General features: G+C 59.2%; 16 protein-coding genes. 7 read left to right on the top strand and 9 right to left on the bottom strand.

Features of this window, described 5'->3' with window-relative positions:
• Positions 1-33: 33 nt before the first annotated feature.
• Positions 34-546: a hypothetical protein gene (locus AC24GY_RS22145; RefSeq protein ID WP_487687308.1), complete on the bottom strand. Its 513-nt coding sequence runs from the start codon at positions 544-546 to the stop codon at positions 34-36.
• A gap of 15 nt (positions 547-561) precedes the next feature.
• Here AC24GY_RS22145 and AC24GY_RS22140 point away from each other — a divergent pair, with 15 nt between their 5' ends.
• A complete protein-coding gene (locus tag AC24GY_RS22140; RefSeq protein WP_487687305.1) occupies positions 562-1260 on the top strand; it encodes a nucleotidyl transferase AbiEii/AbiGii toxin family protein in 699 nt (232 codons plus the stop codon).
• Positions 1257-1460 (top strand): hypothetical protein, encoded by a 204-nt coding sequence (locus AC24GY_RS22135; RefSeq protein ID WP_487687303.1) that lies wholly within the window; start codon positions 1257-1259, stop codon positions 1458-1460. Before AC24GY_RS22140 ends, AC24GY_RS22135 begins: the two co-directional genes overlap by 4 nt.
• Before the next feature lie 54 nt (positions 1461-1514).
• Here AC24GY_RS22135 and AC24GY_RS22130 read toward each other — a convergent pair whose 3' ends face one another.
• The 4 genes from AC24GY_RS22130 to AC24GY_RS22115 form a co-directional block, all read right to left on the bottom strand.
• Positions 1515-2162: an HAD-IA family hydrolase gene (locus AC24GY_RS22130; RefSeq protein WP_487687301.1), complete on the bottom strand. Its 648-nt coding sequence runs from the start codon at positions 2160-2162 to the stop codon at positions 1515-1517.
• A gap of 133 nt (positions 2163-2295) precedes the next feature.
• Positions 2296-3003 (bottom strand): phosphate signaling complex protein PhoU, encoded by a 708-nt coding sequence (gene phoU / locus AC24GY_RS22125; RefSeq protein WP_422317383.1) that lies wholly within the window; start codon positions 3001-3003, stop codon positions 2296-2298.
• Between the two features lie 32 nt (positions 3004-3035).
• Positions 3036-3896 (bottom strand): UDP-2,3-diacylglucosamine diphosphatase, encoded by an 861-nt coding sequence (locus tag AC24GY_RS22120; RefSeq protein WP_422317385.1) that lies wholly within the window; start codon positions 3894-3896, stop codon positions 3036-3038.
• Positions 3896-5020 (bottom strand): glycosyltransferase family 4 protein, encoded by a 1125-nt coding sequence (locus AC24GY_RS22115; RefSeq protein ID WP_422317387.1) that lies wholly within the window; start codon positions 5018-5020, stop codon positions 3896-3898. The genes AC24GY_RS22120 and AC24GY_RS22115 overlap by 1 nt, the downstream gene beginning before the upstream one ends.
• A gap of 177 nt (positions 5021-5197) precedes the next feature.
• On the opposite strand from AC24GY_RS22115, the gene AC24GY_RS22110 reads away from it, so the two are divergent.
• From AC24GY_RS22110 to AC24GY_RS22095, 4 genes are all read left to right on the top strand, one after another.
• On the top strand, positions 5198-5896 hold the full coding sequence (locus AC24GY_RS22110; RefSeq protein WP_487687297.1) for a response regulator: 699 nt from the start codon (positions 5198-5200) through the stop codon (positions 5894-5896).
• The gene (locus AC24GY_RS22105) at positions 5893-7146 is read left to right on the top strand and encodes a sensor histidine kinase (RefSeq protein ID WP_487687295.1); all 1254 of its coding nucleotides are present in this window, start codon (positions 5893-5895) and stop codon (positions 7144-7146) included. The genes AC24GY_RS22110 and AC24GY_RS22105 overlap by 4 nt, the downstream gene beginning before the upstream one ends.
• A gap of 212 nt (positions 7147-7358) precedes the next feature.
• Positions 7359-8357, top strand: a complete 999-nt coding sequence (gene moaA / locus AC24GY_RS22100) for a GTP 3',8-cyclase MoaA (RefSeq protein WP_487687292.1) — start codon at positions 7359-7361, stop codon at positions 8355-8357.
• A 72-nt stretch (positions 8358-8429) separates the two neighbouring features.
• Positions 8430-8873: a hypothetical protein gene (locus tag AC24GY_RS22095; protein ID WP_487687289.1), complete on the top strand. Its 444-nt coding sequence runs from the start codon at positions 8430-8432 to the stop codon at positions 8871-8873.
• Between the two features lie 461 nt (positions 8874-9334).
• On the opposite strand, the gene AC24GY_RS22090 is transcribed toward AC24GY_RS22095, so the two are convergent.
• A complete protein-coding gene (locus tag AC24GY_RS22090) occupies positions 9335-10354 on the bottom strand; it encodes a zinc-binding alcohol dehydrogenase family protein (RefSeq protein WP_487687287.1) in 1020 nt (339 codons plus the stop codon).
• A gap of 304 nt (positions 10355-10658) precedes the next feature.
• The gene (locus tag AC24GY_RS22085; protein WP_422317399.1) at positions 10659-10904 is read right to left on the bottom strand and encodes a hypothetical protein; all 246 of its coding nucleotides are present in this window, start codon (positions 10902-10904) and stop codon (positions 10659-10661) included.
• Positions 10905-11177: 273 nt separating this feature from the next.
• On the opposite strand from AC24GY_RS22085, the gene moaC reads away from it, so the two are divergent.
• Entirely contained in the window at positions 11178-11636 is a 459-nt protein-coding gene (moaC, locus tag AC24GY_RS22080; protein ID WP_487687285.1) for a cyclic pyranopterin monophosphate synthase MoaC, read from the top strand.
• A 135-nt stretch (positions 11637-11771) separates the two neighbouring features.
• On the opposite strand, the gene AC24GY_RS22075 is transcribed toward moaC, so the two are convergent.
• Positions 11772-13079 (bottom strand): DUF1501 domain-containing protein, encoded by a 1308-nt coding sequence (locus tag AC24GY_RS22075; RefSeq protein ID WP_487687282.1) that lies wholly within the window; start codon positions 13077-13079, stop codon positions 11772-11774.
• Between the two features lie 35 nt (positions 13080-13114).
• Complete coding sequence (locus AC24GY_RS22070; protein ID WP_487687279.1) at positions 13115-15601, bottom strand: DUF1549 domain-containing protein; 2487 nt, start codon at positions 15599-15601, stop codon at positions 13115-13117.
• Between the last annotated feature and the right edge of the window lie 164 nt (positions 15602-15765).

Genomic DNA, 15765 nt, shown 5'->3' with positions numbered 1-15765 from the left:
CCAACTGAGTTTTGTGATTTGCCTACCTAACTGCTACAGCCCTGACGGCGGCAGTCCACCCGGCATCCCACCTAGCGGTGGTCCCGGCCAGCCCGGCGGCAAAGGCGGTGGGACATATCCAGGAGGAGGACAGGGCACCCCCGTTATCATCATGTACCTGCTGTCACCTCCCCTGCCAGTTGTTGGAGCTTCTTGATCTTTGATGGCCATTTCCAGCAGGGTCGTGGCGTTTACCGCAATGGAACCCAACCCCACGGCACTCATCGACACCAGCGCCGCCTTCGTCAGTTTCTTCTTGAGTGAATTTCCATCACGCAGCGCAGTCACGTCTATAGGCGTGCCGTTCAAATACTTGAAGTAGGCCACACAGGGACTTTCTCCCGTGCCCGCCAGCAGCGCCTGGCGTTCCTCCACATTCATCATCGAAAGGTTGTGCACGTTCTTCTGGCACACATCACAGAAGCGCGTCTTCTCATTCCCATCCATCTGCGCCCAGAGCTTGGGACAGGTGAAGGAAAGGGCCGGAAACTCGGCGGTGGCGCTCATGGTTGGATTGGATCTTTGATCACCCACGATTGTTCACAAATCCGCCCCCATGTCAGCATCATTCTTTGGTCGTGCGATATCCGCCTGCGGGCAGAAGAGGAAGCTGAAAAATCATTCAAGTATTTCAGCTCATTCTTGATAGCAGTGCAGAAAACACGCAAGACTGCTTCAAGCATGACTGAAGAGCTGCAAACTTTGCGTGATATTGTGACCCGGCTGGAGGCGGCAGGCATCGACTACATGCTGACGGGATCGGTGGCCCTGAACAGCTATGCCCAGCCGCGCATGACGCGAGACATTGATCTGGTGGTCGCTTTTGTGATGAAGGATGCCAGCCGGATCGCCAGCGTACTGGGGCCAAAATATTATGTGTCCGAAGATGCGGCGCGTGAGGCCGTGCTCCATCAAAACAGCTTCAATGCTATCCATCAGGAGACGCTGATCAAAGTGGACTTCATGATTCGCAAGCAGGACGACTATCGGCTGCATGAGTTCACCCGACGCGTCCGGCTGCGTGTCACAGACTTCGATCTCTGGGTGGTAAGCAAGGAAGACCTCATCCTTTCCAAGCTTCACTGGGCTCAGGAATCTCTGTCTGAACGGCAGCTTGCCGATGTCGAAAACTTGATTGCGACAGGCTGCGACACCGAGTATTTACGCCAATGGTCAGCCGCATTGAACCTGACAGATATGCTGACACGGGTTTTGCCGTGAAGGACACCGCGCCCGAGATCAACACTTTGATCTTTACGGCCATGATGCGCAAGACTCAGGAAGAGCGGTTTTTGATGGGCTTGGACATGATGGCAACCGCGCGTGAGCTCGCCTGGAGCAATCTGCCGAACGCCACCACCGAGGAGGAAAGACGTCATGCCTTTTTCCGCCGTTTCCAAGGCCAGGAACTTCCTCTTTAGCGTCCAGCGGACGCGAGCAAGAAACCTTGCTGGCAGCAGCCGTTTCACGGGCTCCTACGCCAGCTCAAACTGCACGTGGTTGTAATCCAGCACCTCTAGACACCCCGCCTCAAAAGGAAACGGACGGGCGGCGGTGATGGCAACCACATCGCTGCCAGCGCGGCGGCCGGCTTCGATGCCCGCTGGGGCGTCTTCGAAGACCAGGCACTGGTCGGCCGTGGTACCGCAGAGCGCGGCGCCCTTCATATAGCCTTCGGGATCAGGCTTGCCGTGTGCCACCATCTCGGCGTTGATCATCAGCGCGGGAATGGGCAGACCGGCCGCTTTGAGACGCCGCGTGGCCAGCGCACGACTGGCGGAGGTGACGACGGCGAAGCGACCGACTGGCAGCCGCGCGAGAAGCTCCGCAGCACCCGCAATGGCGACGACGCCTTCCGTATCGTCAATCTCCCAGGCTTCGAGCTTCCGCGCCTCCGCTTCCTCATCCAGACCGGGAATGGCAAACTCACGCACCGTGTCAATGGTGCGCCGCCCATGACACACGGCCAGCACGGGGCCCGCATCACGTCCGTGCCCGGCAGCCCATTCATGCCAGACGCGTTCCACGGCGGCGCGTGAATCCAGCAAGGTGCCGTCCATGTCGAACAGGATGGCTTGGTACGGGCGGTCGAGCTTGAGAACAGGAGGTGTGGAAGAAGACATGCGTTGCTGTTGAAATGAGAGGGGTGTTGCCGGAACGGCCAGAGTGCTTTCGAGCTTTAGCTCGTTCTGGAGCGCAGGAATCTCCGCTCCTTCCAGACCGAGCTAAAGCTCGGAAGCACTTTAATCCCCGGATTCACATGCCGGCCACTGACGCCGCAGCCACTTCCGCACGCTTGTCCTTGCTGAAGCGGATGTCTTCGGCGCGCTCGATGAAGATCGTGTCTTCGCAGATGTTCTTCGCATGGTCGCCCACGCGCTCCAGAAACCGCGCCACGAAGATGAGGTGGATGTAGCCTTCCAGCTCCGAGTGGTGCGATTCCATCACGGAGATGATTTCGCGATCCAAGGATTTCTCAGCGGCATCCAGCTCCTTGTCCAGCAGACGCGCGGCGGTTGCGGCATCGGGATCGGCATTGAGGAAGGCCTGCAGGCTGAGATCCAGATTGCGATCACACAGCGAATACACCGGCTGGATGAGCTTTACCTCGGGAAACTCGGGCAGGTTGTTGATGATGCGCGCGCGCTTGGCGATGCTCGATGCCTGATCAGCGATGCGCTCCAGATTGTTCGCCACGCGGATCGTTCCCATCACCTGCCGCAGGTCATGCGCGGTGGGCTGAAACTTCACCAGGATCTGCATGCCGTGTTTGTCCACGCTCTTCTCCAGTTCGTTCACGTCCTGATCGGCGGCGATGGCCGCGTTGCACAGGTCGGTGTCACGCTCCAAAAGCCCCCGCATCGCACTGGCGAGATTCTTGCGCGCCATGCTGGCCATGGCCAGGACGTCGCCGCGGAGCTTGTCGAGCGAATGGTTGAAGCTGGAGAGGATGTGTTCGTGCATGGTTGTTAAAATGACTCAATGTGACGGTTTCGCTACATTGGAATTGCGGAAGATTCCATGTGGGCCGGGAGTTCTTCCTCCACCTCGCCTTTGGGGTCTCGGTGGGTGCGCTCGCAGAATTCGGGGTAGCTGATGATCTCAAAGGTGCCGTCGAGATTCTCCCCGATGGCCGTCATCGACTCCACCCAGTCGCCGGAATTGAGGTAATGCGTGCTGCCCACCATCTTGTTGTCCGCCTTGTGGATGTGCCCGCAGATGATGCCGATGCAGCCGCGCTGCTTGGCCAGGTTTTGCAGCTGCTCCTCGTACTTGCCCACCGCACCGATGGTGGACTTCACCTTCTGCTTCACCCACGCGCTGAAGGAGAAGGGCTCCTTCCCCCGCAGGCCGCGATACGCATTGTACAGCCGGTTGATGCGCAGGAGAAAATTATACCCCAGCCCGCCGAGCTGCGCCAGCCACGCATGGTTCGTGCTCACGGCATCAAAGCCGTCTCCATGCACAACAAGGTAGTCGCCCTTCGGTGTGTGGTGGATGTGCTCGTCCGTGATGATGAAGTGCTCAAACTGGATCGGGATGAAGCGGTCCAGCACGTCATCATGATTCCCGCGCAGGTAGATGATCTCGGTGTTCTCCTTCTCCATCTTGCGCAGCACGGTACGGATGAAGTTGGTGTGCCCCTTGTTCCAGCCACCCATGCGGCGGAGGTGCCAGGCGTCAATGATGTCGCCATTGAGCACCAGTTTGTCGCACAGGCAGTTGCGCAGGAAGTGGGAGGCCTGCGCCGCCTTGCTGTCCGGCATGCCCAGATGCACGTCGGAAATGAAGAGGGTTTTGAAGCGCAGCTTCGACTTGCCGGTGGCGGGATTGAGAACTGGGGCTGCTTCACTCATCACATCAAAATGTTCATTTTAGGCATCACCGAGGCCAGCTCATGCTCAAATTGTTCAATCACCCGCTCCCAGCCCAGGTCAAACGCCGACTGCCGGGCGGCAAAGCGCAGCGCCTCGTTCTGCCATGCGGCGGCGGCCACGCGGGTCTGCGCCAGAAAGGCCCCCTCCTCATTGAAGGGTGCCAGCCAGCCGTTTTCTCCGGAGCGGATCAGCAAACGCGGCGCCGCATAATCATACGCCACCACGCCCAGCCCTGCCGCCATCGCCTCCAGCACCACATTGCCAAACGTTTCCGTGATGCTGGGAAAGAGAAACACATCCCCCGAGGCATAGTGCGCCGCCAGATCCGCCCCCGTGCGCGCTCCGGCATAGTGAAACTCGGGCCGCTCCTCCTTCAGCGACTCCAGACGCGGCCCATTGCCCACGATGACCATGCGCGCCTTGGGCTGCACCTCTTTGAACACATCAAACGAGCGCACCACCAGCTCCAGGTTCTTTTCCGCCGCCACACGTCCCACATAGATGGCCACCGGAGTGGTCTCATCCGCGCCCCAGCTCTGCCGCAGCGCCGGATCACGGCGAATCGGGTCAAACATCTCCGTGTCCACCCCGCGCCCCAGCACGCCCACGTTTTGAATGCCCCAGCGCTCCAGCATCGCGGCAGTGTCTGCGGAGGGGGTCAGCGTCCGCGCCGTCTGGTTGTGGATCGTCCGCAGCACCCCCTGGGCCACCGTTTCCAGTCCGGGCAGGTGGTAATCCTCCAGGTAGTTTTGAAAATTGGTGTGGAAGCCGGACACCACCGGGATGTCGCGCTTCCCCGCCGCACGGATGGCGGAAATGCCCATCAGCGTCTCCGTGGCCACATACAGCACGTCCGGCCGGAAGGCGTCAAACAGCTCCAGCATCTGGCGGGTGGAGGCAAAGCCAAAGCGCAGCCCCGGATACCCCGGCAGCGGCATGGAGTGCATCACATGGCGCTGCAGGCCGGCTCCCTCCTCCTCCACCGTGGTGACCACCTCCACCACATGCCCCCGGCGTTCCAGCCCGGCCCCGAGGGTGTACAGCGTCCGCGCCACGCCATTGATGTCTGGCGGGTAGGTATCGGTGACGATGAGAACCCTCATTTCGGGAGATAATGAACGAAAGCAGGATGAAGCGCATCCCCTAAAGCAGTCCAACTTTGTCACCGTGACGAATCCGTCACGCTTGTTATCTGGGAAGAAATCAAGACTGTTGCCATGTGACACCTTCGTTGCCATCATGAGTTTGCCGATGGCACGGCCAAATCACAAAGCCACTCCATGAGCAAGATACTAATCGTCGAGGATGAATCAGACATCGCGGAACTCATCTCCCTTCATCTCAACCGTGAAGGACATGAGGCGATCTGCATCGGCAACGGTCTGCAGGTCATGCCGGCCGTGCTGGCTCAGCAGCCGGAAATCATTGTGCTGGACCTGATGCTGCCCGGACTGGACGGCATGCAGATCTTCAAGCGCCTCCGCGCAGACACCCGCACCGCCGCCATCCCCGTCATCATCCTCACCGCCAAAGGCCAGGTGACCGACAAGATCGCCGGCCTCGAACTCGGCGCGGATGATTACCTCACCAAGCCCTTCAGCCCGCGTGAGCTCTACCTGCGCATCAGCGCGGTGCTGCGCCGTGTGAAGAAGGTCACCCACGTGTCGGAAATCCAGCGCGGCCGCTTCATGCTGGACCGCAAAAACATGAAGCTTTTTTTGGATGGCACGGCCCTGGACCTGACCACCATCGAGTTCAAGCTGCTCACCACCCTCATGGAAAACGACACCGCCGTACACAGCCGCGCCGATCTCCTGCGCGATGTCTGGGGCTACAACAGCGACGTCGCCACCCGCACTCTGGACACTCATATCAAGCGCCTGCGTGAAAAACTCGGTGCAGCCGGCGAACATATCGTCACCATTCGCGGCACCGGCTTCCAGTTCCAGACGGAACTCGCCGCCCCCCAGCCTGCATGACCTCCCTTTCCCTCTTTCTCGCCCTGATGCTTGGCATCTGCCTTTTTGCCTGGGCTAGGCGTGAGAAACACTGGACGAAACGCTGGGAGGGAGTGGCCAAAAACCTCGGTCTGAGAGCGCGGGATGCGGACCTGCTGCCCATGCATGCCACCACCGTCCTGCTCGCCCGCCAGCAGGCGGAGCAGCAGGCCGAGCAGCGCCGCGTCTTTGAATCCCTGCTCGATGAGATCAGCCAGGGCCTCGTGCTGGTGGATGACCACCTGCGCATCCGCTACGCCAATGCGCCGCTGAAAAAGCTCCTCCACCGCAAGGAGATCCACGTCGGACGCCCGCTCATTGAGGATGTGCGCGACCACCAGATCTCCGACCTCGTGCAGGAGTCCATGGCCGAAAAGCGCCACACCACCCGCCGCATCCAGATGCTGCCTTCAGACGTCGGCGCCGGGTCCAATCTGGGCGGTCGTTACTTCATCATCGAAGCCGCTCCGCTGGGCCTGGACGTGGGCGGCGGTGCCTGGCTCATGATCCAGGACGTGACCGAATCCGCCATGACCGAGCAGATTCGCCGGGATTTCGTGGCCAATGCCTCGCATGAGCTGCGCACCCCGCTCACCCTCATCAACGGCTACATCGAAATGCTGCAGGAAGACTCGGCCAAATCATCCCCCACGATGAAGCGCAGCCTCGATGTCATGGAAAAGCATGGCAAGCGCATCGCCCGCATCATCGAGGACATGCTTGCCATCTCACGCCTCGAAGACGCCAGCAGCTCCCTGAACAAGGAGCCCTTCGATGTGCATGACTGCGCCGAGGACGCCGCCGATCACCTCGCACCCATGCTCGAAGGGCGGGATGCCCGCATCGAGCTGGATTTCCCCAAGGGCGACTGCCTGCTCACTGGCGACCGCTTTTACTGGGACCAGATCTTCACCAACCTCATCGAAAACTCCATCAAGGAGAACACCAAGCCCGGCCTCGTCATCCGCGTCTCCGGAGAGTGGAAAAAGGACGAGTGCATCCTCAAAGTCAGCGACAACGGCATCGGCATCCCCGCGCACGATCTGCCTTTCGTCTTCAAGCGCTTCTACCGTGGGAACAAGCACCACTCCTCCACCCAGGTGAAAGGCACCGGCCTCGGCCTCTCCATCGTCCGCCGCGCCGTGGAGGCCCACGGCGGCACCATCGAACTCACCAGCTCCCCCGGCATCGAGACCACCTTCACCATGCGCCTGCCTTTGCAGCCCGCATAAAGGGAACTCCGAAATTTCATTCTCTGCCCCCTCTGCTTCTTTGCCCCTCTGCGGCAAATCGAACGTCCTTCATGCCCTCCATGAAGGAAATGCATTTTGAGAAGCGGCCATAGCAGGCAAGCTCTCCGCCCGCACCATCGCCGCCCGTTCAAGATTTTGACTTCATACCCAAGCTTGAGCCCAAGCGTAGTCTGTGGTTAGAACCCCCTCCTGTGGAAGACCTCTTCGGCCATCGCATCTCCTACCTGCGCGTCTCCGTCACCGACCGGTGCAACGAACGCTGCCGGTACTGCATGCCCGAGGAGGAGCAGGCCTGGTTCGCCAAGGACGAAACCCTCAGCTATGAGGAACTCCTGCGCACCGTCCGCGTCGGCGCCACCCTCGGCATCAAAAAAATCCGCGTCACCGGTGGCGAACCCCTCACCCGCCCCGGCGTCGCCGGTTTCTGCGCGGATCTCGCCCAGATCCCTGGCATCGAAGACATCGGCATCTCCACCAACGGCACCCTCCTCACCAAACTCGAAGACGGCGTCACCATGGCCGAGCGCCTCGTCAAAGCCGGCGTCCGCACCGCCAACATCTCCCTCGATTCCCTCGATCGCGCCACCTACCAGCGCACCACCAGCCGCGATCTCCTGCCCCGCGTCCTCGAAGGCATCGACGCCGCCATCGCCGCCGGCTTCCAGTCCATCAAGCTCAACTGCGTCCTCATGAAAGGCCAGACCGAGCGCGAACTGCCCGCCCTCATCCATTTCGCCCGGGAAAAAAACGCCCTCCTCCGCTTCATCGAGCTCATGCCCGTCAGCACCCAGGACGTCCTGAGTGAGGACAACTTCCTCCCCATCGGCATCGCCAAGCAGCTCGTCGAGCAGACCACCGGCCCGCTCACACCCCTGCCCGATTTCAAGACCAACGGCCCCGCCGCCTACCATCTCATCCCCGCCACCGGCCAGAAGATCGGCTTCATCGGCGCGATGACGAACCTGCACTTCTGCGAGAACTGCAACAAGCTCCGCCTCACCTGCGACGGCAAGCTCCGCCCCTGCCTCGGCAGCTACCTCGAATTCGACCTCCGCACCGTCCTCCGCGCCGGCTGCACCGACCCCGAACTCGCCGCCTTCTTCCAAAACGTCGTCTCCCGTAAACCCAAGGAACACGACTTCCGCCACAACTACCAGCCGAATCGGCGCATGATCGCGATTGGCGGGTAGGTGGAGGGCGATTTTATCAACGCCCACACGGATTCCTCTGTGGTATGCTCATCCCTAATTATGAATAAAAGCATGCTCAAACCATTCGTGCTTTGTGCGCGGATTTTTGCATTCATGATTCTGGCATTGATGAGCATTCCCTTTCTCCACGGGGCAGCTCAAAAGCAGCAAGCGGTCATGACCGAATTGGAAAAACAGACGGGTTTAAGCTTTGGAGCCCAAGCAGAGATTCTTTTTCACGAGGTCGATACCGAACGCCTTCCAGGACTCACCGAATGGATCATCAAAGCACCAGGCTTCAAAATTGAACCCCAAACGTTTCCGAAAATGCCACTCAAGATGTTTGATAACAGCTCACTTCAAAAAGTGCTGACGCTGCGAATCAAGTCACTTAAAATTAATAACCTCAAAGATTCATATCATGCAGACTGGAAGACTGCTGCGGGTGAAAAATTTCAATGTGATGTTTTACTCTCTGACGAGTCCCCTCTGTTATTTCTTTTGAAGGAACCTTGAAAAGAATCATTCGTGCCCTGCAAAAGCAGCGTCGCGTCCAGGCTTTGCTACATGCACTCCAAGTCCTTGGCACCGCACAGCAGCATTGGTGTCCCATGCTCAAGTCTGGACAGGATTAACACGATTGCAGAATTAACAAAATTCGAGCCATCCATCCATTCCATCGCCCCCGCTTCCTTCCCGCGCCCCCAAACCACAACGCCTTAATCCTGCATAATTCCGTCATCCTGTGAATCCTGTCAAAATCAACCAACCTAACAAAGACACGTCACCGCCTCGCTCTCCAAGGCAGCACTCGCTGAAGCTCGGCCCGCTCTGAGCTGACTTCTTCGCGCCGTGACGCGAGGAAGTCTATTCCTGGCCTAGAAGAGCCTTGTGCTCGAAAAACAGCCATTCCACCTCTGAACTTCGGCAGGATCGAACGCAACCTGCAGCCCGCAAAGCTGAACCGCTTCCTCTCGCTAAAACCCCTCCAGAACGACCTTCCCCATCGCCCTGCCACTCTCAACGAGCGCATGGGCCTGCCTTAGATTCCTGGCGTTGATCTGGCCCAGATGGCTCACTGCGGTGGATCGGATCCTGCCGGCATCCACGAGTTCGGCCACTTGGTTGAGCAGGCCTCCCTGCTCGCTCATCTTGGGCGATTGAGGCCGGGCCCGGGCGAACATGAACTCCCAATGGAGGGAGAGGCTTTTCGGTTTCAGCTTATTGATGTCCAAAGACCGGGCCACATTCTCGATCAACCCAATGGCTGCTTCTGGAGCCACCGCTTCGATGATTTCATCGAAGTGATCTTCGGTCTTGGTCAGGGCCAGGACATGGCTGGCACCTTCAGGAGCAATCTTCCTCACCTGTGCCCCCAAAGGTTGGCGATGATCAATCACCTCATCAGCGCCCAGTGTCCGACACCACTCCACGGTTTCAGGACGCGAGGCGGTGGCGATGACCTTCAACCCGGTCAGCTTTTTCGCCAGTTGGATCGCGATGGAACCGACCCCTCCCGCCCCGCCAATGATCAACAGCGTTCCTTGCGATGCAGAAGTCGTGGGAAGCGAAAACCGGTCAAAGAGCAGTTCCCAGGCTGTGATGGTCGTGAGGGGCAACGCCGCCGCATCGGCAAAGCTGAGTGACGCGGGCTTCCTGCCCACGATGCGCTCATCCACGGCCTGAAACTCCGCATACGACCCAGGCCGCTCCAGTGAGCCCGCATAGTAAACTTCGTCACCTGGTGCAAACAAGGTCACTTCGGAACCAACCTCCACGACCACACCCGCAGCGTCCCAACCTAAAATCTTGAGTTCACCCGAAGGCTGTCCCGGACCGGCGCCCCTGCGAATCTTGGTGTCCACAGGATTGACGGAAATGGCCCGCACTTGAACCAGCAGATCGCGCGGTCCCGGCTTGGGTTGATCGATCACCACATCCACGAGGCTCTCTGGATCTTCGATAGGCAGATGCTTGCGGTAGCTGATGGCATTCATGATTGAGTTCCAGCAATGAATTAAGTCTTGAAAAGGAGCACAGCATCCCTGCGGTTCCACCCGTTTTCCGTCAGCCTTTACATCATGCCATTCAATCCCTCCCGCTTCCAGCCCGCGTCCTCAAATCACAACGCCTTGATCCTGCATCATTCCGTCATCCTGTGAATCCTGTCAAAATCGACCAACCTGCCAGAGACACGCCACCTCCTCGCTCCCCAGCCCTCCTCACATGAGCCTGGCACTCAGTGACAAAGGCCGACAGCAGATCGAGAGGCGCAAACGCGTGGGATAGGAATGCCCAGAATCAGTTGTCCCGAGGCTCGTTCGGATAGGTCAATCGCATCACCAACGGCGCACCACGCAAAAACCACCAAGCAAGGATGAACGGCCAGATGATTCCGACAATGGTTTGAATGAGCGCCCAGAGGCTTAATGTCACGAGACGATCCAATATTTTGAAAAGGCCACCCGGAAAGGCGGACAAGGCATGATAAAGAAAAATCAACCCCGTCAGGCGGAGTGCGAGAGCAAATATCTGCGGAGCTTTCATGGATTGGAAGATTGAACAGGTGAATCAAACCGCAGGATCTGCTCCATGGCAACGAGAGTTCTGCATGGAAGAGATGCAGGTTTCCCATGCTTGATCTGCGGAAGAGTGCCAGGATAAAAAATATGAATGCGAAGGCCTCAAGCGCGTGGTGGAAGATGTGACTGGCAGCTCTGGTTATCGTGCACGACGGCATGGAGCCCACGAAAAGCGCCATGCGTGACGCGGAAAAATACTTCTTTAATTAAGGAGACCCATCCCTAGCATTTACACCCCATGAGCCAGCTCACCCACCTCAACCGCAAAGGCGAAGCCGCCATGGTCGACGTCTCCGCCAAGCCGCCGCTCCGCCGCGAAGCCGTCGCCGAAGGCCGCATCCTGCTGCAGCCCGCCACCCTCGATCTCATCCGCAAAAACCAGGTCAAAAAAGGCGACGTCCTCAGCATCGCCCGCATCGCCGGCATCCAGGCCGCCAAGCAGACCCAGTACCTCATCCCCCTCTGCCATCAGATCCCGCTGAGCAAAGTGCAGGTCGATTTTGAAGTGCGGCCCAAAGCCATCCACATCACCGCCACCGCCATCACCGTCGCCCCCACCGGCGTCGAAATGGAAGCCCTCACAGCCGTCAGCATCGCCGCCCTCACCATCTACGACATGTGCAAAGCCGCCGACAAAAAGATGCGCATCGAGGGAGTGAAACTGGTGAAGAAGACCAAGGCAGCATCCCTGATATGAGGTCTAAAATTGACCACGGAATACACTGAATACACGGAAACCAGAGTCTGATTCCGTGTATTCAGTGTATTCAGTGGTTGATCAATTCCGAACTGCGTTCCATCAACGCAAAACACACAGCGCAACGCAATCCGCTTACGCGAAGAGGTTCGTGATCGGCTGACCTTTGTCGGCAATTGTGAACGGACGCTTGCTCGGGCTGTAGATCACCTGGTCCAGTGGCAGACCCAGCGCATAGGCGATGGAGGCGTTGAAGTCCATGATCTTGACTTTGTCTTCCACCACTTCGCGACCTTCCTTGTCGGTCTTGCCGTAGGTGAAGCCGCCTTTGACGCCGCCGCCAAACATGACGCCGGAGAAGGCTTTCGGATAATGGTCGCGACCGGCGTTCTGATTGATGTCCGGCGTGCGGCCGAACTCAGAGGTCAGCACGATGAGAGTGTCTTCTAGGAGACCTCGATTGTGCAGATCAGCCACCAGCGTGGCCAGCCCCTTGTCCAAAGTTTCGCAACGGTCGGGCACGGCCACAAAGTTGGCGTTGTGCGTGTCCCAGCCGCCGAGAGAAACTTCCACGAAGCGCACACCGCGCTCCACCAGACGACGGGCGAGGAGGCAGCCCTGGCCGAAGGCTTCCTTGCCGTAGGCGGCGCGGAGATCTCCGGGCTCCTGGGTGAGGTCGAAGGCCTTGAGGTCTTCGGACTTCATCATGGCCATGGCGTCGTCATACATGTCGGCATAGGCCTTCACATTGCGGTGCGGGAAGGTGGTGCGGAAGTCCTTGTCGAGCTCATCGGCCAGCTTCATGCGGGCCTGGAATTTCTCTTCGGGGCTGCCGTTCTTGATGTTCTTGAGGCCGTTCTCCGGATTGCTGACAAACAGCGGAGCCTGCGCCGCAGGGAAGAATCCCGCGCCGGGATGACGGCTGTCATTGCCGATGAAGACGAAGTTTGGCAGGGTGCTGTTGCCACCGCCCTGAAACACATTGAGCCACGCGCCCATGGCGGGATGGCGGATGGTGCCGCGCATCTCGTAGCTGGTGTGCATCATGTAGTTCCCCTGCTCATGCGCACCCTGGGTGGAGGAGAGGGAATTGATCACGGTGCCGTGGTGCATCTGCTGCGCGGTGAGCGGCAGGTATTCGGAAATGCGCACGCCATCCGCACTGGTCTTGATGGGCTTGGTCGGGCCGGCGGTTTCCACGCCTTCCTTCGGATCCCAGGTGTCCATGTGGGACTGACCACCGCTCATGTAGAGATAGATGACGTTCTTCGCCGTGGCTGCCTGCCTCAGCTTCGAGGAACCCTCAAAGGCGGCGAAGGATTTGCTGGTGAGCGACTGGCCCAGCAGACCGACTCCGAGAAGGGAGCTGGCTGTCTTGGCAGCGAAATCACGCCGGGTGATTTCACCTGAGCGGACGAGTTTGGAGGCAAGTTCCTGTTTCATGGGAGGTGCGCGTGGGGTGTGGGTTGGATCGTGTCTTACTGAATGAAAATGAACTGCTGGGTGTTCAGCAGGGAGAAGACGAGGTCCTCCATGCTGGTGAGGCCGCTGTCCTGAGCCTTGAGCCAGACGGCTTTTTCTGCGGCGGTGGGCTTGCGGGAGAGGATGGTCATGTAGGCGGCGTCCACCTTTTCATCCGCATACGGGGCCTTGTTCACCGTCAGCATGAGCTGGCTGTACTTGCTGGTGATCTGCGGCAGCAGGCTGCCGTTCATCATGGCCAGGGCCTGCGGCACGCTGGCGTCATTGTTGGCGTTTTCGATGGTCTCGCGGTCGCTCTGGCCAAATTCACGCAGGTAGTGGCCGCGCGGAGCGGGGCTTTCCAGCTCGGCGGCACGCAGCGTTTCACGGCTGATCCGCTCGCGGCTGTTGATGTAGTACTTGCGCTCCTTTTCATCTTTGATGCCAAAGAAGTCAGCCTCTTCCGCGTAGGCGGCCTGCGCCTTCAGGGCCACCGCCTTCCTTTCTTCCGGGCTGAGCTCCTTGCGGTCGTAGCCAGGGATGAGGATCTTCTCCGCCTTCGCGCCATTGGCCATCATCATCATGTCGCCACCACCGCTCATCATCGCGGGGGAGGAATCGCCACCGCTGTTCATGGCCAGGGAAACGGTCTGATAAGGCTTGCCGGTGATTTTCTGGAAGAGCTTCTTCTCCCCGGGTGCAATCACCTCGGCGTAGGTGACGCGGCGGCCTTCGTTCTGGATGCGATTGACCTCCGTGCGAATGGCGTCGGCCTTCTTCTTGAGCTCCTCGGCTTTGGCCACGGCGGCCACTTTGGCAGGACCTTCGGGGAGGGCGTCGGCCGCATCGCGGGCTTCCTTGGTGGCGAGGCGGGCCTCGGCAAAGAGCTTCTGCTGCGCATCGGTGCGCTCACGATTCTTGCTGTAGATGTCAGCGGCTTTCTTCAGACCTGCCAGAGCTTCCTCAGGCGTGAGTGCCTCGACGCCATCGGCGATCTTCTTCGCCTGCAAAATGCGCTGCTCCATGGCATCGCGGGTGGCCTGGTTGATCATGTCCGGGCTGGGATTGATCAGGGTGACAAAGGAGTCCCACATCTGCTCGGCGCTCATGCGGCGCAGCAGCGGACCGGTGAAGTGATACACATTGCCGGGCGCATGCTCCTCACGCGTGACCTGGGCCTGGTAGGCCTTGGTGTTGTAAAGGACGCGCAGGACGCCTTTCATGTCATAATTCATGTCCACCACCAGCTTCTCCAGCTGCTTCTCCATCTCAGGAATCATCGGTACGGTGTTGTCCATCAGTTCATCCAGCGGCTCGATGAGGGCCAGGCCAAACACACGCTTCCACAGGCGGTTGGCGATGACAGTCGTGAAGCGGGGATTCTCAGGGCTGGTCATCCAGCGCGCATAGGCCTGCAGGGGTGTCTCCCCGTTTTGGGTGATGCACTCATGCCCCATCATCGTGCCGGGTTCGACGGTGGATTTGGGTTTGGCGTCGGTGTACTGATAATCATGCGGCAGCGTCGGCTTGCGCGCGCTGCTGCTCACAGAGGTGTAGCGCATGGTGTCGCGCACATCGTTCATCGCTTCCTGATAACCGCGCTGTTCCTTGCGGAGAACCTGACGGGCCTCCTCGCGCTTCTTGTTCACTTCCTTCATCTCCGCTTCGTACTTCTTCTGCTCGCTGACGAACTTTGCCTCCAGAGCGACTCTTTCCTCCTTGCTCAGTTTGCCGGTGTTCTTGGCGCGCTGCGGACGCTGCGGCTCCTTGATGGAGGCGCGGATGGCGTTTTCTTTTTCGCGCATCAGATCGGTCACACCGCTCATGGTGTCGCCGCCGTAGTCCTGGGTCTGCACGCCATAGGTGAAGGCGGCCATCTTGAAGAACTGCATCTGCGTCCACTTGTCGAAGGGGTGGTTGTGGCACTGCGCACACTCGATGCGGGTGCCCAGGAAGACGCGCACGGTGTTCGCCATGTTGTCCAGCGGCATGCCGCGGTCGCGCATGTAGTAACCGATGGCGCCATTGTCCCAGGCCTTGCCCTGGGCGGCCACCATTTCACGCACGAACTGATCGTAAGGCTGGTTTTTCCGCAGGCTGTCTTTGACGAAATTGGCATACGCCGCGCCGGTGATGGCGCCTGTCTGGTTGCCATTGGACGTCACACGCAGCACGTCGGCCCAGTAGTTGAAGAAATGCTGCACATAGGCTTCGGAGGCCAGCAGCTTGTCGATCAGCTTGGCGCGCTTGTTCGCGTCCTTGGAGTTCAGGAACTCCTCCGTTTCACGGGTGGTCGGAATGCGCCCGATGACATCCAGGTAAATGCGGCGCACAAAGGTGTTGTCGTCCGTTTGCGGATTGCCTTGGAGCTTGTTGGCCGCCCAGTCTTTGGCCAGAACCGAGTCAATCTGCCTGGCAGCAGCAGCGGTGTCCATCTGGCCCGCTGCCTTGGCAGAAGACAGCGAAACGAGCGCTAGGAGGGGGAGTGCGAAGAGTTTCTTCATGTTCGGGTAAACGTGCCAATTGCACAACCTTTTCACAATCCTGAACAATCCCTGCATAATCCTTATGGCCAATTTGCGGGGGTAACCCCGCCTAAAGAGCCCCAGCTCAGTCTATAAGAGAAGTCTCCAACCCCTGATTCCCCTGCCCTTTTTCCTGTCCGTCA

This window comes from Prosthecobacter sp. Pr1, assembly GCF_057652315.1.
Note: the sequence above shows the minus strand (reverse complement) of the source record. Positions and strands in the feature narration are given on the sequence as shown.

Bases quoted from the DNA above. Each gene is read 5' to 3' on its own strand.
- AC24GY_RS22145 (WP_487687308.1), bottom strand. From the start codon at position 546: ATGAGCGCCACCGCCGAGTTTCCGGCCCTTTCCTTCACCTGTCCCAAG.
- AC24GY_RS22130 (WP_487687301.1), bottom strand. From the start codon at position 2,162: ATGTCTTCTTCCACACCTCCTGTTCTCAAGCTCGACCGCCCGTACCAA.
- phoU (WP_422317383.1), bottom strand. From the start codon at position 3,003: ATGCACGAACACATCCTCTCCAGCTTCAACCATTCGCTCGACAAGCTC.
- AC24GY_RS22120 (WP_422317385.1), bottom strand. From the start codon at position 3,896: ATGAGTGAAGCAGCCCCAGTTCTCAATCCCGCCACCGGCAAGTCGAAG.
- AC24GY_RS22115 (WP_422317387.1), bottom strand. From the start codon at position 5,020: ATGAGGGTTCTCATCGTCACCGATACCTACCCGCCAGACATCAATGGC.
- AC24GY_RS22110 (WP_487687297.1), top strand. From the start codon at position 5,198: ATGAGCAAGATACTAATCGTCGAGGATGAATCAGACATCGCGGAACTC.
- AC24GY_RS22105 (WP_487687295.1), top strand. From the start codon at position 5,893: ATGACCTCCCTTTCCCTCTTTCTCGCCCTGATGCTTGGCATCTGCCTT.
- AC24GY_RS22095 (WP_487687289.1), top strand. From the start codon at position 8,430: ATGCTCAAACCATTCGTGCTTTGTGCGCGGATTTTTGCATTCATGATT.
- AC24GY_RS22090 (WP_487687287.1), bottom strand. From the start codon at position 10,354: ATGAATGCCATCAGCTACCGCAAGCATCTGCCTATCGAAGATCCAGAG.
- AC24GY_RS22085 (WP_422317399.1), bottom strand. From the start codon at position 10,904: ATGAAAGCTCCGCAGATATTTGCTCTCGCACTCCGCCTGACGGGGTTG.
- moaC (WP_487687285.1), top strand. From the start codon at position 11,178: ATGAGCCAGCTCACCCACCTCAACCGCAAAGGCGAAGCCGCCATGGTC.
- AC24GY_RS22075 (WP_487687282.1), bottom strand. From the start codon at position 13,079: ATGAAACAGGAACTTGCCTCCAAACTCGTCCGCTCAGGTGAAATCACC.
- AC24GY_RS22070 (WP_487687279.1), bottom strand. From the start codon at position 15,601: ATGAAGAAACTCTTCGCACTCCCCCTCCTAGCGCTCGTTTCGCTGTCT.